Source organism: Ignisphaera cupida, assembly GCF_030186535.1.
Taxonomy (GTDB): domain Archaea; phylum Thermoproteota; class Thermoprotei_A; order Sulfolobales; family Ignisphaeraceae; genus Ignisphaera; species Ignisphaera cupida.
Map to the genome: position 1 here is coordinate 48,423 of NZ_JASNVW010000003.1, position 24,696 is coordinate 73,118.

The 24,696-nt window shown below is 37.4% G+C and carries 29 protein-coding genes; 18 read left to right on the forward strand and 11 right to left on the reverse strand.

The features are described from left to right. Position 1: 1 nt before the first annotated feature. From QPL79_RS05495 to QPL79_RS05515, 5 genes are read right to left on the reverse strand one after another with little or no spacing between them, the layout of a single operon-like run. Entirely contained in the window at positions 2-1,396 is a 1,395-nt protein-coding gene (locus QPL79_RS05495) for a hypothetical protein (RefSeq protein WP_285273798.1), read from the reverse strand. Beyond that, entirely contained in the window at positions 1,389-1,637 is a 249-nt protein-coding gene (locus QPL79_RS05500) for a hypothetical protein (RefSeq protein WP_285273799.1), read from the reverse strand. Before QPL79_RS05500 ends, QPL79_RS05495 begins: the two co-directional genes overlap by 8 nt. Then, entirely contained in the window at positions 1,634-2,695 is a 1,062-nt protein-coding gene (locus tag QPL79_RS05505) for a hypothetical protein (protein WP_285273800.1), read from the reverse strand. Before QPL79_RS05505 ends, QPL79_RS05500 begins: the two co-directional genes overlap by 4 nt. Further along, the gene (locus tag QPL79_RS05510; RefSeq protein ID WP_285273801.1) at positions 2,692-3,735 is read right to left on the reverse strand and encodes a DUF4129 domain-containing protein; all 1,044 of its coding nucleotides are present in this window, start codon (positions 3,733-3,735) and stop codon (positions 2,692-2,694) included. Before QPL79_RS05510 ends, QPL79_RS05505 begins: the two co-directional genes overlap by 4 nt. After that, positions 3,732-4,664, reverse strand: coding sequence for an AAA family ATPase (locus QPL79_RS05515; protein ID WP_285273802.1), 933 nt, complete (start codon positions 4,662-4,664; stop codon positions 3,732-3,734). The genes QPL79_RS05510 and QPL79_RS05515 overlap by 4 nt, the downstream gene beginning before the upstream one ends. 401 nt (positions 4,665-5,065) lie before the next feature. Here QPL79_RS05515 and QPL79_RS05520 point away from each other — a divergent pair, with 401 nt between their 5' ends. From QPL79_RS05520 to QPL79_RS05540, 5 genes are all read left to right on the forward strand, one after another. Next, positions 5,066-5,278 (forward strand): DUF3096 domain-containing protein, encoded by a 213-nt coding sequence (locus QPL79_RS05520; RefSeq protein ID WP_285273803.1) that lies wholly within the window; start codon positions 5,066-5,068, stop codon positions 5,276-5,278. Between the two features lie 145 nt (positions 5,279-5,423). Next, positions 5,424-5,921: a flavin reductase family protein gene (locus QPL79_RS05525; RefSeq protein WP_285273804.1), complete on the forward strand. Its 498-nt coding sequence runs from the start codon at positions 5,424-5,426 to the stop codon at positions 5,919-5,921. A 243-nt stretch (positions 5,922-6,164) separates the two neighbouring features. Then, positions 6,165-7,685, forward strand: coding sequence for a CehA/McbA family metallohydrolase (locus tag QPL79_RS05530; protein WP_285273805.1), 1,521 nt, complete (start codon positions 6,165-6,167; stop codon positions 7,683-7,685). A 110-nt stretch (positions 7,686-7,795) separates the two neighbouring features. Beyond that, positions 7,796-8,293 carry a ferritin gene (locus QPL79_RS05535; RefSeq protein ID WP_285273806.1) on the forward strand — a complete coding sequence of 166 codons (498 nt, stop codon included), beginning with the start codon at positions 7,796-7,798 and terminating at the stop codon, positions 8,291-8,293. A 112-nt stretch (positions 8,294-8,405) separates the two neighbouring features. Next, positions 8,406-8,627 carry a hypothetical protein gene (locus QPL79_RS05540; protein ID WP_285273807.1) on the forward strand — a complete coding sequence of 74 codons (222 nt, stop codon included), beginning with the start codon at positions 8,406-8,408 and terminating at the stop codon, positions 8,625-8,627. A gap of 14 nt (positions 8,628-8,641) precedes the next feature. Here QPL79_RS05540 and sfsA read toward each other — a convergent pair whose 3' ends face one another. After that, the gene (sfsA, locus tag QPL79_RS05545) at positions 8,642-9,373 is read right to left on the reverse strand and encodes a DNA/RNA nuclease SfsA (RefSeq protein ID WP_285273808.1); all 732 of its coding nucleotides are present in this window, start codon (positions 9,371-9,373) and stop codon (positions 8,642-8,644) included. Between the two features lie 93 nt (positions 9,374-9,466). Between sfsA and QPL79_RS05550 the strand changes: the two genes are divergently transcribed. Both QPL79_RS05550 and QPL79_RS05555 read left to right on the forward strand, forming a co-directional pair. Further along, a complete protein-coding gene (locus QPL79_RS05550; RefSeq protein WP_285273809.1) occupies positions 9,467-9,916 on the forward strand; it encodes a YkgJ family cysteine cluster protein in 450 nt (149 codons plus the stop codon). An 81-nt stretch (positions 9,917-9,997) separates the two neighbouring features. After that, entirely contained in the window at positions 9,998-10,906 is a 909-nt protein-coding gene (locus QPL79_RS05555; protein ID WP_285273810.1) for a sugar phosphate isomerase/epimerase family protein, read from the forward strand. A gap of 139 nt (positions 10,907-11,045) precedes the next feature. On the opposite strand, the gene QPL79_RS05560 is transcribed toward QPL79_RS05555, so the two are convergent. Next, positions 11,046-11,582, reverse strand: coding sequence for a hypothetical protein (locus QPL79_RS05560; protein ID WP_285273811.1), 537 nt, complete (start codon positions 11,580-11,582; stop codon positions 11,046-11,048). Between the two features lie 161 nt (positions 11,583-11,743). On the opposite strand from QPL79_RS05560, the gene QPL79_RS05565 reads away from it, so the two are divergent. The 6 genes from QPL79_RS05565 (at position 11,744) to QPL79_RS05590 (ending at position 19,325) form a co-directional block, all read left to right on the forward strand. After that, on the forward strand, positions 11,744-14,170 hold the full coding sequence (locus tag QPL79_RS05565; RefSeq protein WP_285273812.1) for an ABC transporter substrate-binding protein: 2,427 nt from the start codon (positions 11,744-11,746) through the stop codon (positions 14,168-14,170). A 141-nt stretch (positions 14,171-14,311) separates the two neighbouring features. Then, positions 14,312-15,319 carry an ABC transporter permease gene (locus QPL79_RS05570; RefSeq protein WP_285273813.1) on the forward strand — a complete coding sequence of 336 codons (1,008 nt, stop codon included), beginning with the start codon at positions 14,312-14,314 and terminating at the stop codon, positions 15,317-15,319. Positions 15,320-15,324: 5 nt separating this feature from the next. Continuing rightward, the gene (locus QPL79_RS05575) at positions 15,325-16,182 is read left to right on the forward strand and encodes an ABC transporter permease subunit (RefSeq protein ID WP_285273814.1); all 858 of its coding nucleotides are present in this window, start codon (positions 15,325-15,327) and stop codon (positions 16,180-16,182) included. Between the two features lie 3 nt (positions 16,183-16,185). Continuing rightward, positions 16,186-17,184, forward strand: a complete 999-nt coding sequence (locus QPL79_RS05580) for an ABC transporter ATP-binding protein (RefSeq protein WP_285273815.1) — start codon at positions 16,186-16,188, stop codon at positions 17,182-17,184. 5 nt (positions 17,185-17,189) lie between these two features. Then, complete coding sequence (locus QPL79_RS05585; RefSeq protein WP_285273816.1) at positions 17,190-18,176, forward strand: ABC transporter ATP-binding protein; 987 nt, start codon at positions 17,190-17,192, stop codon at positions 18,174-18,176. Positions 18,177-18,455: 279 nt separating this feature from the next. Further along, a complete protein-coding gene (locus tag QPL79_RS05590; RefSeq protein WP_285273817.1) occupies positions 18,456-19,325 on the forward strand; it encodes an alpha/beta hydrolase in 870 nt (289 codons plus the stop codon). A 55-nt stretch (positions 19,326-19,380) separates the two neighbouring features. On the opposite strand, the gene QPL79_RS05595 is transcribed toward QPL79_RS05590, so the two are convergent. The 4 genes from QPL79_RS05595 to QPL79_RS05610 form a co-directional block, all read right to left on the reverse strand. After that, a complete protein-coding gene (locus QPL79_RS05595) occupies positions 19,381-20,115 on the reverse strand; it encodes a hypothetical protein (protein ID WP_285273818.1) in 735 nt (244 codons plus the stop codon). 313 nt (positions 20,116-20,428) lie between these two features. After that, complete coding sequence (locus tag QPL79_RS05600) at positions 20,429-20,758, reverse strand: nucleotidyltransferase domain-containing protein (RefSeq protein ID WP_285273819.1); 330 nt, start codon at positions 20,756-20,758, stop codon at positions 20,429-20,431. After that, positions 20,748-21,002, reverse strand: coding sequence for a HEPN domain-containing protein (locus tag QPL79_RS05605; RefSeq protein WP_285273820.1), 255 nt, complete (start codon positions 21,000-21,002; stop codon positions 20,748-20,750). The genes QPL79_RS05600 and QPL79_RS05605 overlap by 11 nt, the downstream gene beginning before the upstream one ends. Next, positions 20,999-21,154 (reverse strand): HEPN domain-containing protein, encoded by a 156-nt coding sequence (locus QPL79_RS05610; protein ID WP_285273821.1) that lies wholly within the window; start codon positions 21,152-21,154, stop codon positions 20,999-21,001. Before QPL79_RS05610 ends, QPL79_RS05605 begins: the two co-directional genes overlap by 4 nt. Positions 21,155-21,641: 487 nt before the next feature. Between QPL79_RS05610 and QPL79_RS05615 the strand changes: the two genes are divergently transcribed. The 5 genes from QPL79_RS05615 to QPL79_RS05635 all read left to right on the forward strand — a co-directional run bounded on the left by QPL79_RS05615 (position 21,642) and on the right by QPL79_RS05635 (position 24,462). Continuing rightward, on the forward strand, positions 21,642-21,905 hold the full coding sequence (locus QPL79_RS05615) for a hypothetical protein (protein ID WP_285273822.1): 264 nt from the start codon (positions 21,642-21,644) through the stop codon (positions 21,903-21,905). Continuing rightward, positions 21,906-22,322, forward strand: coding sequence for a type II toxin-antitoxin system VapC family toxin (locus QPL79_RS05620; RefSeq protein ID WP_285273823.1), 417 nt, complete (start codon positions 21,906-21,908; stop codon positions 22,320-22,322). It abuts the gene before it with no gap. Between the two features lie 552 nt (positions 22,323-22,874). Next, complete coding sequence (locus tag QPL79_RS05625; protein WP_285273824.1) at positions 22,875-23,636, forward strand: phosphoribosyltransferase; 762 nt, start codon at positions 22,875-22,877, stop codon at positions 23,634-23,636. A gap of 89 nt (positions 23,637-23,725) precedes the next feature. Continuing rightward, positions 23,726-23,989 (forward strand): cyclophilin-like family protein, encoded by a 264-nt coding sequence (locus QPL79_RS05630; protein ID WP_285273825.1) that lies wholly within the window; start codon positions 23,726-23,728, stop codon positions 23,987-23,989. Next, positions 23,947-24,462 (forward strand): hypothetical protein, encoded by a 516-nt coding sequence (locus QPL79_RS05635; protein ID WP_350309084.1) that lies wholly within the window; start codon positions 23,947-23,949, stop codon positions 24,460-24,462. The genes QPL79_RS05630 and QPL79_RS05635 overlap by 43 nt, the downstream gene beginning before the upstream one ends. Positions 24,463-24,696 lie beyond the last annotated feature (234 nt).

The window sequence follows — 24,696 nt, forward strand, 5'->3', positions numbered from 1 at the left end:
CCTACCTCATTAAGAGATACTCAAAGCCTTTTTCACCAGCTATGCTTTGACCAAGAAGAGATAGAAACTCCTCGCTTTCTCTAACCATTTTAGCTGTTGTTCTACTCCATGAGAAGACTATTGGTAGAAAACCACCTTCAGAAGCCTTTTTACGCAGTTTACACATTCTATTCACATACCTTTTCACATATTCTCTACTAGGAATTAGCTCAAAAAGCCTTGGGTTACACAACTCAACACCGTAGACTAGCTGGGTAACTGTGTTAACAATTGTGAAGAGATTTAGAAAATCTTGCTTACCCAACTTTATTTTCCCTTTAAGAATAGCCTCTCTAACATCGCCAGTTGCAAAAACCTCTACCTCTCTCTGCTCATCAAGTCTACGATCATCAACAATAACCATTCTATGCTCCAAGAAAATGTATATAGAGCCTGACAATGCAGCTAGTATAGCTATGAAGAGGTTGTACATAGATGCAATGTTTTTGAAGAAACTGTTTAGAAATTCTATTGCTGGCAAAAGCCATGTTGATGGATGCAAAAGCCTTGTTGCAAACGCTGCTGCAAATGCTATTGGATCAGCATATACAAGCATGTTCTTGTTTTCCAATGCTTTATCCAGTGAATATCCTGGATATCGACTCCCATCAACAACAATTTTGCATCCACCATCATATCTACACAAGTAGTTCACAAGGTCTATGGCAAAATCCTTGTACACAGTTTTGTTGGATTCGAGCACCTGGTTTAGAAATATTGAGCCATCGCCTAAAACAAAAACGTGTACACCAAGTGGGCTAAGCTCCTCAGCAGCAACAACATCTCCTGTATCAGCATATCCAACAGGTTTTGCCTTGGAGAACTCTAGTTTAAGCTGTGATGCTATATCTAGTTGCAGGTAATAGACTTTGTGTGTAGAAGCGTTTGGCTGTATAGAGATATATGCATAAATATATGGGCCGTTGACAGCATCTATAATGATTTTTCCATTGACTCGAATAGATGTTTCTAAGGTTTCTAGCAATGCATTAGATGTTGTTGATTCATCAGCTACTAAAATTGATGCGTATTTGCATTTGGAGAGAGCATCGCCAACTGTTTCTGCATCACTTTTGCTGTAGCCCACTTCAGGCGAAACTGCTATGAATAAACATGTTCCACTGGTGAAGATTTTTCTTAGTTCGCTAAGAGATGAAATAACATAAACCATTGAATATCTTGTTCTAAGCATTTCAACAAATTTGAATGTTCCTATAAGACCTGTGTTAAATGGGGATGCACCTACAAAGATCTGTATTTGTGAAGGACCTTTCTCAGCAACTGCAATAAGGCCTATCGCTAAGAGAGCAAGTATCGTTGATATTGCTACAGCTGCTACTGTCTTCAATTTATTCACGTTTCTCCTCCTTCTCAACAGCATAGACATAGGCTGAGAGTCTTAGAACATACAGTGATGCTGATAAGAGTGTGAAGCCTATTAGTGCTGATATAAGCGATGTTCCAACATATGCTCTTTCCATGTACCCAACAGACCAAAGCATAAATAGAATTGAGATTGCTGCAAGAAAAATACCTGTAGCTAGATAAGCAATGAACTGTGCTTTTCTTATTTTTGGAGATGGAGCTTTTTCACTCATGGAGTAACACCAAAAAGCTTTGCAAGCTCATCGAAAAGTAGTATGATGTCTGAGTAGAAGCTTGTATACATGTTTGCAACTCTGCTCATTATTGTTGATATCGATGGCTTTATCAAAGCATCCAACACATTTTTGTATATTTCCATAGATACTGCAACACCTCCAATGTATATAGCTATAAGCATCGATGTGGATAAGACTAAAACAGTTTTTGGCTCTATAACAACAACTCTCTCCAGCCTATACATGAAATAGCCAATAACTATGAATATAGCTGATGCCACAACCCCTCTCAAAATGTTTAAGTCTATTGGAAAGAGAGTAACTATGGAGTATATTGGTGGTGTGAAAAGAGCTGAAAACACAATGCTTTTAACCATTGTTAGTGGAGTCTCCATAACTATATCCACATCTCTTTTGCTTTTAAGAACCATTAGAGCAGCGCTTCTGGATCCACCAACATAAAATGCTATAACCTCCGCCAACACAGTTACAATTCTGTATAGAGCCACACCAATTGCTAGTGATATTGATAGTATAAAGAAGGGATTTGAGGCAATAGCTACTAAGAAGGTGTTTCCATATTTGCTAACAGATGTTTGCAGATACTGTATAAGTGTTTTCAGATATGTTGTTGCAAATAGTGGCGCAGAAACAATAATGGCCATGGTCACAGCAAGTGAAAGCACAATGCCCAGGTATCCCATTTTCCCAATTTTCACAAACCTCTCCTGACCACTTCGATAAAAGCTTTTAACATGATCTACAACAGCCAAAGCACCAATGGATAATAGTGCTGCTGGTGTTAGAAAAGAAACTCTGAATCTAGTTGCTATAGAGTATGATACAAGGGCAAAAACGTATGCTATGGGCGTTGGAATAATGAGTGAAACCAAGGCCAGAGCAAATGAGATTGTTAGCGCAATTGTTTCTACAGGTGCTTGCTTCATGATCAAAAAGATGTTTTTTGTGGCTAAGGCATATACATCTCCAGCTATATTTATTAAAAGCATGGCTGCTATTATTCTTGGCAAAACCTCTAGAACAGCTCTAATCATTTTCTTGCACCAACAAGTTTACTCAAATACTCACTGCTTTTCTCATCTACATCGCCACTAGGTTCATGAGCATATCTAGCAGCTTCATACAAACTAGTTATCTCTTTGAATGTGCTGCTCAAAAGCTCAGCTCTCTTCTCAACACTATCTAGATACTCTCGATGAGTCATCCAATCCTCTTTCCTAATCCTATAAACTCTTTCAATGTATGTAACAGCTTTCCAATAGTTTAGAATAGCTTTTCTGATTTGCCACCCAATCATCTTCCCCAGGTTCTTATCCACAGAATCAATGCTTTTACGAACCATGAAACCTCTAACAGCGTTAATAACGCTGTTTCTATAGGCTATGAAAATAGAAGTTATTGCTGCTATAATAAGCAATGCAAAAACTGTTCTCAAATCAATGGACATCAACATTGATGGTAGTTGCATACCTGATTCAGAAAAAATTGGGAGTGGTGATATAGGTTTCGGCATAGATTCCAGTACTTGAAGAAGACTAGGCAAAGCAGTTTGTGATGATCGAGAAGAGCTGCTTTGAGAGCTTGTGAATCGTGTTTCTTTTGAGACGTTCTGAAGCATAGCTAAAATGCTTTCACCTAATTTGGCAATGTTTTGATACCCACTTGCTCGAGCCAACATATTTACAGCACTAAGAAACAATGCAATATCATTTAAGCTAGCATTTGATGCTAGAGCCATTTGAATTGCCTTTGCAAGCTCATCTCTACTTAAAGAACCGTTGACCAGATATTTGCTTCCCATGTTCACAAGCTCTTTTCTAAGCTTTTCATCACTAATTTGGTTAGATACATATGAAAGATACTGCCAAACACTTTCTTTTTCAGCACCTGTTGATGTGTTTGCAATGTTTTTGCCAAGTGATTCAATCACCTTTAAAATGTTTTGAATTGACATATTTAGTGGGAATCCTGGTGTGTGTCTCTCAATCACATCAAGAGATGCATAAACAATGCTATGTGCTTGAATAGTAAGTAAAGCAATAAGCAATATGAATACCTCTAATAGATGCTTCAAGGCTTTGGCACCGCAACCTTCTTCAGAATCTCTTCAACAATTTTCGTCCCTGTAACACCCTCAACCTCGTACTCAGGCTTCACAATTATTCTATGGGATAAAGCTGGAGCTGCAACAGCTTTAACATCATCTGGAATCACATAGCTTCTACCATCTATTAATGCCCATGCCTTTGCCAGTCTAAGAATTGCTATACCTGCTCTTGGAGATCCACCAAGCTTTACTGCTGGGTGTCTCCTAGTCTCCTCAACAATGGAAACTATATAGTCGTATATGGAGTCATCAACTAAAACCCTCTTAGCTTGCTCCATAGCATTTAAAACATCATCTCTTGATAGAACTGGCTGCAGAGATTCAATGCCTTGCTCAATTTCATCAATTCTTTTAAGCAACTCCTTAAAACCTTTTGACGATGGGTAGCCAGTTTCTATCTTGGCTAAAAACCTATCTATTTGCGCTTCTGGAAGTGGGAAAACACCCTCCATCTCAATAGGGTTTTGAGTAGCAATAACAATGAATGGCTCTTCAAGCTTTCTGGTAACTCCCTCAATGGTTACCTGCCTTTCCTGCATAGCCTCAAGCAAAGCTGATTGAGTTCTTGGAGAAGCTCTGTTAATCTCATCAACAAGAAGAATATTTGTAAATATTGGCCCCTCTCTAAAGATAAAATCACCAGTTTTCTGATCATATATATACGTACCTAGAATATCCATTGGAAGAAGATCAGGAGTCATCTGAACCCTTCTAAACTTAAGTCCAAGAAGCTTAGCAATTGCTTTAGCCATAGATGTTTTTGCAACACCTGGAACACCTTCGAGAAGAACATGACCCTTTGAAAGCATACAAGCAAGAACCATTCTAACCTCAAACTCTTTCTCAATAAGCAAACCAGAAAAAACAAGCTTATCTAAAACCACTTTAAAAACCATAAAACTGTCACAGTACTAGTGAAAAGCTTACAAGTATATAAACGCTATTCAATATATTCATTCAATACATCCATTTTCTAACCAAGAGCTTTGCCTTTTAGAGTAAGAGTGAAGGAGTAAGAGCGAAGATTTGTACCCTATACTCTTTAGCAATGATAAGTGGTAATAGCATTTAATGATGTGCCACCCCAAGAACTCAACAAGGAATTAGTAACCAAAAGAAAAATTTAAATAGGTAAACCTTTAATTACCTTAATCATTCAACAAATAACAAATATAAACATGGATAGATGCTAAGAACCAATAAGTGGTTTAGAAACCCTTATCCTCTATAATGGAAGGAGATCAGAAAGACTTATTACACCACATAAACATATAATGTAATATGTGGTGTAATTGTGATGGCTGAGGAAACTGTTGAGAAAATGTTGAAGAAGTATCTTGGAATTAGTGCACCAAGAATTGTTATAGGAATATTGATGGTCATATTTGGCATATTAATTATTGTAATGCCTTATCTCGTTGCATTGTTAATAGGTTTATACCTACTTATCTCAGGTATTCTAACAATATATGATGAGGTTTCAAAAGGAAAGAAGGTTAGTAAGTCATAGACAAAAATACTATTATCTACTAAATCAAAAACATTTTTAAATTAACCATTGGTTTACACAAATTGTATTTTTCAATGATTAGCAGTTGTAGTTAATAAAACCTTTTATTCTCACACCATTTTCATCTAGCAAAATGTGAAGCGCTATGAAGTCTATAGATGTTTTTGAAGCTCTTGACCTGGTTCCACACCCACTTGTTATTGTTACTGCGGGTGATCCTGAAAAGCCTGGTAGAAGAGGTGGTATGACAGCTGCTTGGGTGTCTAGAGTCTCGTGGGATCCTCCACTAATAGCTGTTGCAATGTCTCCGAAGAGATACACCTATTCGCTTATTAAAGAGTTCAAGGCTTTTGCAGTAAACCTAGTTTCTAAAGAGCTTGAGAATGCTGCCATGAATATTTTTGGTAATTTAAGTGGGCGAGAAGTTGACAAGTTTGAGAAAGCTGGTATAAAGCCTTTGAAAGCAGAAAAAGTTGTTGCACCACTAATACCCAGTGCACCACTGATACTTGAATGTAAACTTGTTGCAGAATACCCAGCAGGGGACCACATCATAGTTGTTGGAGAGGTTGTGAAGGCGTATAAAGCTTCGAACTCCCCACCTATGCTGTGGCATGAGTCTCAAGCGAAACAACTTAAATAGATAACATGGAGTAGGTTCTTTTTTGTGGTGTAAATGGCTTGCAAGAGGAAGAAAGAGGCTAAGCAGGAGGATAAAAAGAAGAAATAAGAATTAATCTGCTCATATAAAAACCATTTAATTCTTTTTATTAAACATTTATATTCAACTCTAAATCAATCTTGTTCTATCACATAATATTTAACAAGCATTTAAAATCTCGTTTTTAATTGTTTGCTTTTCATGATATGTAGTTGGTGGTTTTGTTTGCTGCAAAAGATTTTTGAATATACTTTGAGTGGTTTGATAGAAAGTGGTGTTAAGGCTTATACTGATTTTGTTGAAGTTTCATTTAATGTTGAAAGTGATGTTGACATGATTTTTCTTAGGCTTAAACCATCGTGTAGAATTGGTTTTGGTGTTGTTGATTCAGCTGGTGTTATTAGAGGGTGGGGTGCTGATAGAAGATACTCTGTATACATAGCCAAAACATCTGCAACACCAGGCTTTGTTCCAGGCCCTATTGTAAAAGGTGTTTGGAAGGTTCTTCTAAGAATTGATAAATCAGCTGGTGACTGCAGCTACAGTTTGGAGATTAAAGGATTTAAAATGCTTAGTGATGTAACAAGCTTTAGCGATATTCTAGAGTTTTTGTCTCATGTTGCTAGATCATGGAATTTGCTTGAAACTATTTCCAAGAATATTGATGTTGTGTCGTTGATTGTGTATAAGTATCCATGTAGAGATTTTCTAAATACTCAGAAAGTTTCCAAGGTTAATGGCTGGTTTAGAGGAGACCTCCACACACATACTATTCACAGCGATGGAAGAAACACTGTTTGTGAATTGTTGGCACTTGCAAGAAGCAGAGGTCTTGACTTCATTGCTTTAACAGATCACAACACTGTTAGTCAAAACCATGAAGCTGGTTTAGTAGAGGAAGATGGAAATCCAATTGTTATTCCAGGTACTGAGGTAACAACTTTCTATGGACACATAAACATTTTCAACATTGGGAAATGCCCAGATTTTAGAATAAGATCGAAAGAGGATTTTGAAAAACTAATAGATGAAGCGCATAGAAACAACGCCTTGGTTTCTGTAAATCACCCTAGTAGATACATGGAGGTTTTGTGTCCAGACTGCCCATTTATCCACAAGGATGTTAGGGGTTTTGATGCTATAGAGATTTGGAATGGTCCTTGGTACATTCAAAACAGTGAAGCTCTTCGGTGGTGGCACAACATTTTGGTTGAGGGTCACAGGGTTACTGCTGTTGGTGGAAGTGATTTTCATGGTGGTGTTGAAGGGGATGTTACTCAACTTGGGGAGCCAACAACATGGGTTTACGCAAAGAAGCTAGATCCTCAGAGCATTGTTGATGGCATTAAAAGAGGCTGGGTTTACATAACATACAAACCAAACAGGCCTGTTATAAGTATTGATTTTAGAAAAAGTGGTGAGGAGCAGGTGTATATGTTTGGAGATGCAATAAGTGTTGGTGATAAGAGAAGCGAGGTTATAGAAATTGTTGCTAGAATTGAGAATGCGAAAAAGTCTATGCTGAGAATAATTAGTTCAGAATCTGTGTTGAGAACAATACCTGTAGAGGAAAACATATTTATACATAGAGAAGCTGTAACAGCCTTTGATATATGTTCTGAAAAGAGTCGTGGCAAGTTTATACGAATCGAGGTTGGTGGATATGCAAATCCCCACAAACTGGTTCCAGAGAACAATGATGATATGTTTGCCATTACAAATCCTGTTTATGTAAAATGCTCATAGAGTTTTGAAAACATAATTTGCTATATAATGTAGCTGTAGACTAGAAACATGCTCATTGTTATCACCCATATATTTATTAACTACTTCCAACTACTTTTTCTTGTGAGTAGGTGGGTTGGTTGCTAGATAAGGAGGTTTTGGATGCTCTAAATAAGCAGTTGAATCAGGAGCTACAAAATGCTTACCTGTACCTCTCAATAGCAAGCTACTTTGATGCATTGAGCTTCACAGGCTTTGCGCATTACTTTAAGGTTCAGGCTAGGGAGGAGCTTGAACATGCAATGAAGATTTATAGCTATATTACTGATAGAGGTGGGAAGGTGGAGCTTTTCGATATTCCAAAGCCAAGAGCTGAGTGGAGTAGTATTGTTGATGCTGTTGAAGGCTTTTATAGAGCTGAAGTCGAGAATACTAAAAGGATTTGGGACTTGGCTGAATTGGCTAGAAGAAAAGGTGATAAAGCAACTGAGTCATTTCTTAAATGGTTTATAGATGAGCAAGTTGAGGAGGAGAAGAATGCTAGCGAGTTATTGGCAAAGGTAAAGCTTGTTAAAGACACTCCAGCAGCTCTTCTAGCTCTTGACAATGTCCTTGCCCAAAGAAAGTAATGAAAACATATTATTTTCCATTTTTTTAACTCAATACTGCTCAAAACGGTTTAGAGCAAAAACTTTATATATTGCTAAAGCAAAGACTATTATTTTGAAATAGGAGAGTGTTGTGCTTGGGCTACTAGCATTTATAGGTTTTTTAATAGGTTTTGTCTATGGGCTTTTTGTTAAGAAGAGTATTGGCAAGGCTATTCTATATGCAATTCTATTTGCTATACTTCTTCCAATAGCAGCAATATTAGCTCTAATATCAATAGCATTCATTATGCTCCTAATAATATTTGTTGTTATAGCTCTTTTCATGTTGCCCTTCACAATCTTTAAAATATAGCCTATGTAACATGTTTAAATGTTTGTTTCGCAACAACTTAAATCGATTGGTAGGTCGAGATCTCCGTAGACAATACCCTTCTTCTCTACATCAAGGTATATGTTTATTGATTTGAATTGAACACCACTTCTCAAAGCATTTAGCACATGTTTGCAGATACTTTTATCCGCATCGCAGTAAAGACTAAAGCCTTTTGCATGGGGTATAGCAGCAACAAAGACTATGTATGCAAGGCCCATGTTATTACTAACGTACTTAGCCAATGAATCTAAATGCTTTTTTCCACGCTGGGTTGGGGCGTCTGGATAACCTGCAAAACCATTTTGAAATCTCATAACAGCACTTTTAATTTCTATCAACACTTTTTTGTCTTTGCATCTAGCTTCATAATCAATTCTACTGTTATACACAAAAACATTTCTTCTTGTTAAAACGCAGTTTTCAAGCCATGGAACAATGTTTTTGCTTAGCAAAACCTCAAACGATTTCTCATGAAGTTTTGTATCCACAATAGCAGCATACCCATTGTCCTCAACACCAACAAGTCTATACTCCAAACCAGATCTAGTTCTAGCTATTGGAATGCAAAAACCTTTTTTACCACTAGCCAAGTAGTCTTTAAGCCTACCTGTATTAATTAAATGAGCTTTCTTCACCTCATTACCAATGCTAACAACAACTGTGAACAAGGATTCTCTGTAGACTATGGTACATTCAACAATATTGCTTAGAGTAATTAAATCCAATTCTCTTCCCAAAAATAATTAGTTTTGCTGTGTTTTAGAAATATTAGGTTTGGCACAGCATTGCTTATTGTTTGAAAATGTGGTGAAGCTGAAGTGGTTTTTGAAAGAAGCTTTTGCCTATACTGCGCAAAGTGTTGTGCACCAACAGAAATGATTTTGTTTAGAGAAGATATTGAGAGAATTTCTTCTCATGGCGAAAAAGACTTTGTGGTTTTTAGAAATGGTTTCTATAGACTGAGAAATGTTGGTGAAAGGTGCATTTTTCTTGATGAAGAAAACAGATGTAGAATATATAGCATTAGACCTATTGGATGCAGAGTATATCCACTTGTCTACAGCTTTGACAAAGGACCTTTGCTAGATCCAGAATGTCCACTGAGTCAACAAGTTGTTTATACATGCGAAGAAGTTGAAGAGGGTTTGAAAATACTTGAAAAAGTCTTGAAAATGCTGGAGAGTGAATATAGGATTAAAATCAATTGGAGTGTGTTTAGTGTTGGAAAAAGAGATTTGTTAATGAGATACTGCAACAAGTTTGAGTAGCTGATTTTAAGCAAAAATGAAGTGCTAAAACATATATTCTCTGGGTTTATCCACATTATCTACACTTGGTAGGTGTGCTCCATGTCTAGAGTTAATCTTGCATGGCTCTATGCCATAACCAAGTATGGTTATCCACCATCGATAGGGGATATGTACAAGGCTGTTGATGATGCTGCAAGACTTGGTTTTAAGGCGATAGAGCTTGAGGTTTTTGGTGAGAAAAATCTTGTTGAGGTAGAGGAGCATAAGAAGGTTTTGAGGGATTATATAGAGAGCAAAGGTCTTAAGGTTGTTAATGTTGCTGCAATATTTCCTGAGCTTCTATCTGCCGATGAGAGAACTAGGGAGAGGGGGCTGGAATATTTCAGAAGAACAGCTAAGCTAGCAACATACTTCAATGCCCTAATGACGCAAACAGATACCTTCACTCCTCCAATAGAGTTTATTGAGAGAAAACCGTATAGTACTACAATAGCTTTTGGTGAGAGGTACAGGGTTAGGATCCCAGCGAATTTCTCATGGCGAAGCTTCTGGAAAATGCTTGTAGATGTTATGAAGAGATGTGCTCTAATAGCTAAGGACCATGGGCTTCTACTTGCTGTAGAACCCAGAGTTGGTGAAACTGTAAGCAATTCAGATGCTATGCTTAGACTTCTTGATGAGGTAAACGAGGATAATTTTGGAGCAGTGCTAGACACTGGTCATTTGCATGCTGCTAAAGAGCTTATACCACTATCCATAGAGAAACTGGGAAATAAAATAATCTATGTACACATATCAGATAATGATGGTAGAGATAACTACCACTGGGCACCGGGCAAGGGAACAATAGACTGGGACTCTGTTTTCGAAGGTTTGAAGAAATATGGGTATAGTGGATACATAGCCATAGATGTTGGAGGACCGGATATCAAAGATAGGCTAGATGATGAAGTACTTATTGCAAAAAAGTTTGTTGAGGAAATGGGTAGAAAACATGGTCTTTGGTAACAACACTTAAACCTTGAATGCTTACTCTATCTTAAACAATGATTTAAAACTTAAAACACCTTTCATAATTAACTTATATTCTAGCATATGATGAACTTTTGGTCGCAATGAATGATGATTGATATTCCTCCCGCTGATGCTATGCTGAAAAACATTTTCTTATCTTTTCCAGCAGCTTCTCAACCTCATTCACTATTGAATCCAACGAGTTCTGATCTCCTACTCTAACAGCTTCTAAACCCATTTTCAAAAACTCTAAAGCCTCATAAACCTCTTCACATTTCAATGAGTAGTTGGTTTCGTTTTTGCTATGCAAAATCCTTTTCAATTCCTCAACATCTTTCTCCAACACAACAATTCTCTTCTCCAACTCCTCAATCCTAGCAATAAGTTTCTCAAAAACAGTTTCCTCAACAACTCCAAGTCTTTGATTTTTCTGCAAAACATCTTTCTTCTCAACCTCTTTCTCAACACCAGCATCCACTTTCTCACTACCAATTCTAAGCGAATACCCCTTCTCAGTACGAACAACAACACCCTTTGACCTAAGCCTAGCTAGCACAACTCTAACTATTCTAGGATTAACACCTAGAAAATCCGCAATCTCAGATGGTTTTGCATTTGGATGCCAACGAAGATACTCAACAACTCTATCAACAAGCTCTTTGTTACTCAATTTGCTGTCACCAAAATCTGTTCTGCTTTTCACTAATGTTTACTACCTGTAAACTAAATAATATGTAGTAGCACAACAACAATTTATTTAATAGTATTACAATTTTCATAAAGATTTTTATAGCTAGAAACATGTTGTTGCATATGGAAAGGTGCATTTGGTTGATAAACAGATACGTTACTTCTATACTAATAGTAATAGCAATAGTTTTAGCATCTCTACAAATACTCAATATCCAAAATCTAAATGCACAATTTGCGCTACCTCCAGGAGTCAAGAGAGAAGAAACAGTTATTCTCGATGTTCAGATAAGTAGTGTTGCTAACCCGGATAACTTCAACCCATGGGTCATAGGTTCACAAGCTCCTGTTATAGGTGTTAACCAGGTTTGTTTCTCAGTACTATACTACACAGATTACAAGGATGGTATTACAAAGCCTTGGGTTGCGGAAGACCTTCCTCAGTACAGTCCAGATTACACAACACTAACAATAAAGATTAGAAAAGGTATGTATTGGAGCAATGGCGACCCATTAACAGCTTGGGATATTGTCTACGCTATAAATGTTTCCAAGGCAAATGCCAAGCTAGGTGCTTATGCTGCTCTAAATGTATGGGTTGATTATGCAAAAGTTGTTGATGATTATACCCTTGTTATAAAGCTCAAAAAGCCTAACCCATACTTCCACTACATGGCATTTACTTTAATTGGTCCTGGAATATACAATTTCATGATGCCAAAGCGCTACCTAGAATCCAAGGGTATTACCCCAGAGAATATCCATACCTTCCTCTACAACCCACCAGTTTGCACAGGACCATATGTGCTACATTCATATGATCCTGGAGGCACATGGTTCTTGTGGAAAAGAAGAGATGATTGGGATAGGTCAACTATTAAACCTCTCTACGAACAGAAAATAATTCTGTGGCCCGGCCCCAAATACGTTATGTTCAGAGTGTTTAAGACCGAGACTGATAAAGTCTTGGCAATGTCTAGAGGAGAACTGGACTGGATATTCGATGCAACTTGGCAGGCCTGGGAATCACTAAGAAGAATACTTGGTGATAGGGTTCAGGCATGGATTCCATACTACCCATACTTCTGGGGCTATGACACTACTGTTAGAGGTATATACTTCAACAACATGAAGTATCCATACAATATAACAATGGTTAGATGGGCACTGGCACTAGCAATAAACATGACAGAGGTTATGACAATAGGATACAAAGGTGTTCAAAGAATGACTGTGGTGCCTGGCGCTGCTGCATGGCCTGCTGAAGCATTTCTAACATATAACCTCCTCCTAGATGATTTACTGAACATGGAGCTTACATTACCAAATGGTTCAAAGATAAAGGTCTATGATCCTTCAATACCATTAAAGGTTTATCAATGGGCCAGAGCATCAGGCTTACTAACAAAAGACTTGACAGAACCTGAGATTAGATGGACGTGGGGAGCTGGTTGGTGGAGATACGCACCAGATGCTGCTGAGCAAATACTAAAAAGCTTAGGTTTTAAGAGAGGTGCAGATGGTAAATGGCTACTTCCAGATGGAAGACCATGGAAAATGAAACTCAATATACCTGCAGGCTTTGAGTATGACGCTATAGATCTTGGGCTTGCTGTTGCAGAACAATGGAGAAAGTTTGGAATAGATGTAGAGGTGGTACCACTAGAAGCTGCAGCATTTTGGACTCCTCAGCTTAACTATGGAGCATTTGAAGTAGGCTCATACTGGGGTATAAGTGGAAACGACCCCAATGCCCTACCCATACACTTTGAGAGTTGGAGATGTGAATATGTAAAGCCCATAGGAAACTACTCACCCAATGGTGCAAGGTATTGTAATCCCAAATTCGATGAAGCATTGCTAAAAGCATTATCAAGCCCACCTGGATCTCCAGAAGCAATAAGTGCTTTAAAGCAAGCAATTTTAACAATGATTAAGGATATGCCGGTTATATGGGCTGGAGATTGCAAGAAACTACTACCAGTACTAACAGATTACTGGACTAACTGGCCTTCAGCATACAACTTCTATACAGGAATCAAGCTATGGGGTAATCAAATGGCTCAGCAAGTAATAGGTAATCTAATACCAGTCAAATCAAGTATAGACACACCAACAAGCAGACCACCAACTGAGCCACCACCAGGAACAATAACATTCCCAACACTACCAACAGAAGCTCTAAAGAAGCTACAAGCAGCAATGGCAACACCAACTCCAACACCTAAGCCCACTCCTACACCGACTCCTACTCCTACTCCAACGCCTACACCTACACCAACTCCAACTCCGACTCCCACACCAACTCCTAAGCCAACACCATCTCCAACACCAACACCTACAACAGCACCTGGTGTTGTAGTAACTATTACAACTGTTGTTACTCAAACAATTGAGAAAACAGTTACAACAATATCAACAGCATTATCAACAATTGTCTCAACAAAACTATCAACAACAACATCAACTGTTACACAAACAGTAACAGAATGGACAACAACAATAGCAATAGCAATAGTACTATTCATAATTGGATTCGCAATAGCATGGACAATAAAAAGAAAATAAGATAATTAATAAAACAAATTTTATTTTTTATTTCTTAACTTTAATGTGATTATCGTTTAAAAACTAAAAATTTTTAAACTCTAAAACAATTATCGATAGGTGTTATTAACATAAAAAATTGTTTGTTGGGTGGACAAGTTTATGCATCCAATTGTGAGATATATTCTGCAGAGAGGTTTGCTAGCTATTTTGGTTATATGGATTGGGTTGACAATAGCATTTGTGTTATCCAGGTTAATGCCTTTTAATGCTGCTGAATTGTTTGTAAATAGATTGTTGTCTCAGGGTTCTACTCTTACTGGAGAGGAGATAGAGAAGTTGAAGAGACAACTTTTGCAGCTTTATGGTCTTGATAAACCAGTTTTTGAGCAGTATCTAATCTTTTTGAGAAACTATTTAATAACTGGTGAAATGGGTCCTTCTTTTGCATTCTTCCCAACAAGTGCTAAGGATGTTATTGCAAAGGCTCTTCCATGGTCTTTAACACTGTTGTTGCTAGCATCTGTTATTAGCTGGCTTATAGGTAATGCTGTAGGTGCTTTAGCTGCTTTGACTAAGCATAGAAGGATTTCAAGTGTTTTAGAGAATGTAGCTATAGCTTTTCAGCCTATACCATTTGCTGTACTAGCCATATCATTTCTGGTTTTCTATGTACTTGTTCTTAAATTGCCTATACCAAGTGGAGGTTATGTTGCTGGAGGTTCATCTATAGAAATATTTATCTACATGTTGAGAAGAGCAATGTTTCCACTAATGGTTTTAGTGATGTTTGGTTGGTTTGGAAGCTTTGTTAGTATGAAGGCTATTGCTCTTAAAATGCGTGAAGAGGATTTCATAGTCTACTCGTTTTTGCAGGGAGCTTCAACAAACACTATTAGGTCTATGGTGTTTAGAAACTCTATACTACCACAATTCACATCCCTAGTTCTAGGTCTTTCAAGAGTTTTTGTGGGGTCTCTTCTCGTAGAGTACATATTTAACTATCCAGGTATAGGATATATTTTACAAAGTGCTATAGCAAATGCCGACTACAACTTAATGCTTGGCATATTATTTTTTGCCACAGTCGCTACAGCTGTAGCTACTTTTATGCTAGATCTCATATACCCATTGCTAGACCCTAGAATTAGGTATCCTGGACAAGAGTGATAGCAATGGCCTATGTATATACATTTAAGGAACTTGCACTAAGACCAAAGTTTCTAGTACCACTAGCAACCTTCATAGGTTTGCTGCTATACGCATTCATTTTCCCAGCTACACTAACAACAAATCCTGGAAGATGGTATTATGCACCACCTGCACAACCACCAAGCCCTTCATACCCATTTGGCACAACTACTATGGGCCAAGACCTATTCTTGTTAGTACCACTAGCACTCAGAAACAGTATAGTCATAAGCTTTGTAGCTGCAGTAATATCTGTGCTAATTGCCTGGGGTATAGGCTCAACAGCTGCTCTCTCAACACAAGCAGTTAAATCAGTGCTAATGACCGTTGTTGACATAATATGTGTTTTACCTGGTTTGCCACTTCTCATGGTGATATTTTATACATGGCGTGACTACCTAACAATACCATTGATAGGAGCAATAATGGGTTTAATAGGCTGGGGTTTTCCAGCAAGAGCTGTATACGCAATATTATCTAGCCTGAGGCAGAGAGTATTTGTCTACACCTCATACTTTTCCGGATTATCCATATTCAAAATTGTTGTTAAAGACTTCATACCATTTCTACTTAGATACCTAATGATAAATCTCATAGGCACAATGACATGGGCTATAGGAAACGAGGTAACAGTATCAATATTTGGTGCTATGAAAATGGAGGAGGTAACCATTGGAACCACAATACACTGGGCTATGTACTACCAGGCAATACTTTTAGGAATTTGGTGGTGGTTGGCGATACCAATTGCTTTTTTGATTTTATTTGTGTTATCGCTATACGTGCTCATGGTTGAAATAGATAAATACATATTTGCAAGAGCTAGAGTGACATGGGGCTAGAAAATGCCTGTAGATATTCTCACTGTTAATAATCTTGATGGAGGCTATGAGGTATTTGTTGGAAAAAGAAAAGTATTTGTGCATGCAGTAGACAATGTTTCTTTAACACTGCATGAGAATGAGGTTTTGGGTATTGCTGGAGAATCTGGCTGTGGAAAATCGACATTGGCTAAAATGATCTATGGAGCTATAATACCTCCCCTCGTGGTGAGAAGTGGTGATATATATATAACAACTAGAAATAGTGCTAATCTGAAGCTGAATAGGCTTAGCATTGACGAAATTAGGAAAAGAATTTGGTGGTTGGAGATATCTTATATACCTCAAAACTCAATGAATGTACTAAATCCGTTGAAGAGAATAAAGGATCAGTTTTTAAATGTATTCAAATATCATGACATTGAAATTGATAAAGAAGATTTCATGAAGCATTTAAGAGAGATGCTGAATGTTATGGGCTTGCCCCCCGAGGTTATAAATGCTTATCCACATCAGCTTTCTGGTGGTATGAGACAAAGAGTTGTTATAGCATTGAGTCTTCTATTCAATCCAAGAATAGTCATAGCTGATGAGCCAACAACAGCTGTTGATGTTGTAACACAGAGAACGATTCTATCCTTGATCAAGGGATGGCGTGAAAACAACAAAAGCTCGCTTATACTAATATCACATGACATGTCTGTTCATGCATATATGGATGATAGAATCGCAATAATGTATGCTGGTAATATTGTGGAAATAGGCAATGTTTTTGAAGTTTTTAAAGAGCCTTTGCATCCATACACAAAAGCATTGATAGATTCATTGATTAGAAAAGGTGATAGAACTATAAGAAAGGGGTTGATGGGTCAACCACCAGATTTGATTAATCCACCACCTGGCTGTAGATTTCATCCTAGATGCCCATTTGCAATGGATATTTGCAGAGTTAAGGAACCTCCAACAATATTTCTGGATAAGGATAGGTATGTGAAATGCTGGTTGTATGTAAATACAAGGTGATGTAGATGAGTGAAGATAGCAAATTGAGGATAGAGAATGTTACAAAGCTTTATGGTTATGGACTTCTAGGCTTGAAAAAGTTTAAGGCATTGGATAACATTTCGATGGATATTGATCTTACAAAGCCGAGGATAGTGGTTTTAGCAGGTGAAACAGGTAGTGGCAAAACAACGTTGCTTCGAATAATTATGGGAATGGTGAAGCCAAATATTGGAAGAGTTTTTTACAAAGGTCGCGATATACACAAGTTAAGAGGATCTGAAGCTAAGTGGTATAGAAGAGAGGTTCAGCCAATATTTCAAGATCCTTATGAGACTTTTAATCCTCTTAGAAAAATTGATTCGTATTTCTATGATACTATAAGAAATGTTGTTGGAATTAAAAATAGGGGAGAGGCTGAGCATAGAATTGATGAATCTCTTCGATTTGTTGGCCTGAGTTTGGATAGAGTCAAGGGTAAATATCCCCATGAGTTTTCAGGTGGAGAACTGCAGAGAATTTCAATTGCAAGAGCTCTTTTAACTCATCCAAAAATGCTTTTAGCAGATGAGCCTGTTTCAATGCTTGATGCGACACTTAGAGTAGGGATTTTAAATATTTTAAAGAATCTTAAAGAGAAGCTAAACATGGTCATAATCTATGTTACACACGATTTATCTACAGCTTATTATATTGGCGATGACATTTCAATTATGTATAGAGGAACACTTGTTGAATATGGGCCAATATCGAAAGTGTATCAGGAGCCTAGACACCCATACACATATGCATTACTAGAGTCCATACTCGAGCCTGATCCATCTATTCGGGAACGATATCCAGCAATAAAGCCATCTTCTATAGAGCTAAAAGAGTTTCTAATTCCTGGATGCAGATACGCAAATAGATGCCCATATGCAAAGGAAATATGCTGGCATACACTACCACCACCCACCAATGTGGATGGTGTTGTTGTTAGATGTTGGAAATATCTAGACTATAAACAATCCTAATGTAAAAAACACCTCATCTTTCAGCTCTTTAAGCAATTCAACAAATTTGCGACCATATCCAGTTTTAAACATATAAACTTGTTTCCTTGTTGACCACCTCTGCTTCTCAATCTTAAGTTGATGTAGTATTGAAGCTTTAGAATTAATTTACAGCACATATTTTGTGTTATCAGATGTTCTACTCTTTGTGATGTTAATGCTTCGAAACATGTTATTGATTATATTAAAAATATTTTTAGTAGGAGGTATGTTTATGCAGTTTAAGTAGGTGAATTAACAATGAAAACAGAGGTTATTCGTTTGAGAGATGAAAGGCCTGTGACTTTAGCTACTTATGTACTTGATCTATCTCCACAGGTATCCTGGGAAAGAAGACCAGCTGTGATTGTTTGTCCTGGTGGGGGTCTAATGTACACATCTAACAGGGAGGCAGAGCCTGTTGCAGCTGTTTTTCTTTCCAGAGGTTATCACGCATTTGTTTTGAGGTATACAACTGCTGATATGGGTGTTAAGAAGGTTTATCCTGATATTCTCTATGACTTAGCTAAAACTGTTGCAATTGTTCGTAGCAAAGCTGATGAGTGGGGTGTTGATGCAAATAAAATGGTTATAGTTGGTTTTTCTGCTGGTGGATTGCTAGCTGCTATGTATAGTACTCAGTGGCATAGGGATTGGTTAGCCGAATCACTTGGTGTTTCAAAGAATTTGCTTAAACCCAATGCTGTTGTTCTTGCATATCCAGCTGGTCTCGACTTTGTTACAATGTACAATATTTTTAGGGGTGGGGTAGGGCCTGGTGCTGAAGTATTTCATACAATGGCTTCTCTTATGCTGGGGTCAGAAGAGTTTACATTGGAGAAGTTGAGAGAAATAAGCCCAGTAACATATGTAGATAGCAACACGCCACCAACATTTATATGGACAACAGCTGATGACTCTGTTGTGCCTGTTGAAAGCATTTTATCCTATGCTCATGCATTAGCAGCAAATAAAGTTCCTTTCGAGCTACATGTGTTTGCCAGTGGTGTTCACGGGCTTTCACTAGCTGATAAAACAACGGCTAGAACTTCGGATCAAATAAATCCCCATGTTGCTAAGTGGATTGATTTGGTTTTGAGTTGGTTGCAAAACCATGTCTTTAAGGAGTGAGCAAGGTGTGAAACATTAAAAATGTTTGTTGTGTATAAAAATTTGCATGGGAAAGCTATTTCCTTTTTGCTTTAGCCTTCGGCTTGGTAACAGGCAATACTGCTTTAGATGTTTCAAGAGATCTGTATGCATCTACTGAGACAAAGGCTATAATTGCTAGTCCAAAGCCCATCAATGCTGCAGCTCCAAATAATCCTCTAGCATCTATTTTGCATACGTATTTCAACTCTTGTTGGCTCCACGACGAGGGAGTTAAATCAATTTTTATCGATGGCGATGTTTCATATGTTAGAGATGTTATGTTGAATGATACTATTTTGAAACTGTTTTTTGCATTGATTTCCACTGTATAGTTTCCTGGGGGTAGAGAGGATAGTGTTGCTATAAACCTTTGGTCAGAAACAACATTAGCACTATATTGAAGTGGCACATAGGCAAGGGAATTGTTCTTGCTATCCCTAAGCAAAACAGAGCCATCAACACCACCAGAGCTTGAAACTATGTTGAATTGCATAAGAAATGGTGCAACAGCTATTTTATCAAGGTGAAAGCTGTAGACATAGGATTTGCCAGCATCTATAGATACATTAGCTATTTTAGCAAAAACAAGCACATTATACCGTGTGTAGTTTCCTAAAAGCGATAAAGCACCTTCAAACTTGTTTGGCACAGAAACATAAGTTGTGCAAGTCTCTATATCAACACCATAGTTAGATAATATCATAGCCCATCCAATAACAAATACAAACACTCCAACACCAATTAAAACAATTGCAACATCCCTACTCAACATAGCAACCAAACCACAGATAACCCAAAAATATGGCTAAACAATATAAACTCTTTTGGTCTATTCACAAAAGCCTCATCTACAAACATCTTTGCTAAACCAGTTTTACACTTTTAACGGATTTTTAGCTGTATGTAATACCAGTAGAAAGTAAGAGAGTTGCTATATATTTTAAGAATAATCTGTAGAAAAATCTGCATTAAACCTTGTCTTTATCTTCACCTCTTCTTAAGATGTTTTGCAATGGCTGATAAATCTATTCTTCTATTGTTTTTAATGATTATGTAGCTTTCCTCTCTAGAGATTTTATCGACTACACCCTCAACAATTTTTGCATTCCAATATCGTCATAGAGAATTTTGTATCCTATGACAAGCCCAGATACTATTCCCCCTGGTTCTGCATTCTCCTTAAGCATATCTATATCAAATACAATAACATCTACAGGTTTTCTACACAAAGCTTTAACATTTCTTGCAACCTCTACTTCTATCGCCAGCTTCTCCTTAGCATTTACAAGCTTATCAACAATTAGAAGAGTATCTATATCCCTACTCTTTAGCGGATTATAGACATAGCTACCAAATAGAACAAGGGCTTTAAGAGTTTTGCTATAGCTTTCCACAACACGTTTAACAATCAATAACAGCTCTTCGCTTAAGATAGTTTCTCACCACCTCCAAAGCTTTTTCAGCATCTATAACATCTTCTGGCCCCCAGAACCTCTCAAGCATGAGAAAAGGGTATCTAGACCTGGTATAATACTCAGTGAGATACTCCAAAGCATTAACAACTACGTCGAATTCCCCAACCCACTCACTCTCAAAAACCTCCACAAATATCCCTATAAGCTCGGGTCCATGATTGTAAATAACCCTCCTCCTCAATTCAGCATAGCCTTAACAGCTTTCTCTACACACTGCTGCGCATAGAAAATCGTCTGTGGATAATCATTGAATTTAAGCGCTCTCTCAGCTCTTTCAAGATCCTTGGCAGCCTCCTCAAAATATTTTCTAGCAAACTTCTCAAAGATATTCACATCCCAACCCCCTTATCAATTCATTAATTTACTTTATATAGCAACTTCGCACTTTCAATTCCATTTATCAGAGTCTTGGGCACTTACTACAATTTGCGTTAATTAGATATAAAAGGCTTAAAGCTAAGATTACCAACCCATGATATTTATACAATACCAAATATTAATGAACTGATTAGCTTATCTCCTTCTATCCTAAAGGGCAAGGCTTTCAGTTGTAAAATCAGAATAGGGTAAATCCCCACCTTTTGCCTCCATTCTAAATTGTGATTTCATATATAAATTCTATTCAATTACCTGGGGATTCACATTATTGTTTATGCTAAGGTTTTAAGGATATGATTTGATGTTAGAATGAGATATTTGATACAGAGATCTTCATTCAGTTACAGATCTGTAGATATAAGAGGTGGTCATAAGAACAAATAGCTTTTTGGCATTAGGTTTATAAGCCTAATTCGCTTTAATTCTTCTGATGTGTAAGTTTATGATTAGAGCTAAGATTGATGATAGACTTGAGTTGAAGTTCAGAGAGTTGGCTATGAAGAGATTTGGTTACAGTAAAGGGGCAATTAGCAAGGCTGTTGAGGAAGCCATCTTAATGTGGATAAAGTTTGTTGAAAGAGAATCCATTGTTTTTGAAGGTGATCCCGTCGAAGTCATTGATGGAATTTTATCCGAGATTGACATGGACTCTGTTGAACTTCAACATAAAATTAAGGACATATGGGTCTCCACAGCGGTAAACTAAGTGTATTTAATAGACACAAACATATTCTTAGAGGTAATGCTAAGACGTGGCAGGAGTTCTGAATGTAAAGAGTTACTTATGAGGCTTAGAGATGGAAGGGTAGATGGTGTTGTAACGGATTTTACGATATACTCAATAATGATATTGCTTGGTAGGCTCCATAAATACAATGCTTTAAGGAATTTCCTACTAAGTCTCACAGCATACAAAGGTCTCCATATATATAATACATCAATTAGCGAGAAAATTAAAGCTGTGGAGATAGCAAAAGAAACAGGCTTGGATATAGATGACGCCATACAATATGCTGTAGCATTATCCATAAATGCCAAAGCCATAATATCCTTTGATAAACACTTCAATAATCTAAAGATTCCTCGAAAAGAACCCAAAGACTTAATACATCTAGAAAAGTGAAGCATTCAATCGTCTCAATAGTACTAAAAGTATCCAATCTATGATGATTATTTACATGCAGTAGCCTTTTAGTTAAATCTCGTTGAACCAACCATTTCCAGTCCATAAGTTGATATAGGTCTTGCTAGAACTAATTACACCTCTACCCCACAATTCATCATGGCATGCAAGTTGCTTGGTGCGGGGATTGGGGTAGCCTTCGGGAAGTCAAAGACATAACCTTCCACATTGGGTCTTGCAAAAACCAAGATAGAAGAGTTATAAAAACTTCAAAAACCTTTCCCTTTGCAATTGTTGCTAGTCATCATCAGAGACGATAGGCTTCTGAAAAGATTAAAGCATGAAAAGCCTGTAAATCTATCGCCATTTCCGCCTTGGAAAAGCAAGGCTTCTAGCTGGATTTTATTTAGATTCATCTTTCGGAGGCTGGAATGGGGTTGGACATGCTTATTAAATTCATTGTATTTGTTGTTTAAATTGTTTAAATTTTAAATGTTTAAAGAGAAGAGTTAAAGGCTTTTTCATTGGTTGTTTTTCTGAGGTTGTTGTTTCATGGCTATTTATCCTGTTAAGCATGTTTCGTGGGATGAGGTTGTTGAGTGGAGCACTAGACTTGCAGCAAAGGTAAAAGAAAGTGGTTATAAACCTGATGTTGTTGTTGCTGTTGGTAGAGGTGGCTATGTTGTTTCTAGGTTGTTATGCGATTTGCTTGATGTTGATAGGCTTGTAGCTTTGCCTATTAGGTGGAGAGAGCAGTTTAGAAGGCGTGGCGAGGGGTATTTAGCTGATTTGATAAGGTGTTTTGCTAAGGCAAAGCAAGTTGATTTGTGTATAGCTGATGTTGTTAAGGGGCTTAGCATAGAGGTTGTATTCAACTTTGATATAAATCTCGAGGGCTATAATGTGTTGGCGGTTGAGGAAATCTCTGCTACTGGGCTTCACCTAGCCAAGGCAAAGGAAATTGTATTGAATAATTGGAGAGCTGGAAATGTTAAAACAGCAACACTTGTGTGGAAAGTATCTACATCACCTCTCAAACCAGAATACGTGTTTATAACAACAAATAGTTTTGTTTGGTTCCAATTCCCATGGTCAAGACTATCAGATTATCAACAGTTTGCAAAGGTTGCTATGGAGGAGGAGTGCAGAAATAGTGGAAAGTGCCAGTGGACGTTAGACGAAGTTGAAAAGCTTTTCAGGAAGTGGTATGGGTTTGACGCAGATAGGAAATATCTTTCAATGGCTTTAGAAAAGCTTGTGGAGCTAGAGGTTGCTAGAAAAATAGGTAATGCAATATATCTCATTCTTGTATAGATTTTGTGAATACATTAAATGCTGAGAACAAAAACTTATTAAAATAAAAAGAGTCATTACTTTATTGAAATGATTCGAGGTTTTGTGCAATGCTTGTAGAGGTTTTGTTTGAGGATTTAAACAATTCTCTTGTTATAGATGTTGAAACTCATGTTGAAACTGTTAAGCAGGTGCTTCCATTTAAGTCAAAAGCTGTTGTTTGGAAACATGAAATATATTTTTCAACTCCCATAAACATAAGCTTTAGTGAAAAGACCTTGTTTACAGCATTAAAAAGGGTCTTGTTTATTATTGGCCTCCAGAAAAAGCCATGTGCATATTCTACGGCTTTTCACATCCATATACACCAGTAGTTTACTTGGGTAGTGTTGTAGATCCTTTGCACACCATTGAGAATTGGAGTGGCTCTGTACATGTATATGAACACAGCATTGATAAAAGATTTGACAATGTTATTGAGAAGCTTGTTAAAATGGGATACAAAGTTGCAACACCTTTGAGAAATGGTGAAAGAGTTGTTGTTGCATATAAAAAGACTAGAAAAGGTAGATTATCGCTAATAGTTTATCCTGAAAGCTATGGTGTGCACATTGAGAGTGAAGGGATGATTAAGTATAGCGAAATTGGTGTTGCTCCCATTGCTTATCGCCGTTTGTTAAGACTTGTAACAAAAGTTGTTAAACCAAAGTATGCAAGATTCGATATTTCAGAAAACAACTACATTGTTGTTACAGCTGGTTTGGAAACCATTGATAAAATTGAAAAAGCTTTAAACGAAATTGAGAAAATGCAGACAATGCTACAAGAACAACTACTTGTGTTGTAAATTATTGTTTGCCCCTTGGCACACATCCAATCATTTCATATTTTTTCGTTGTTTAGCCAGCGGCTTCTCCATCCACACATAGGAGAGAGTGAGTTTTAAGCCTCACTCCTGGCACTACTTGCATAGTCAACACTTAAAACAATGAGCTTAACACATTTGGATGCAGAAGCCGATGAAGGTAAAAGGGCTAGTTATAGCACAATGAGATCTCACAAAATGCAAAACTTATAAACC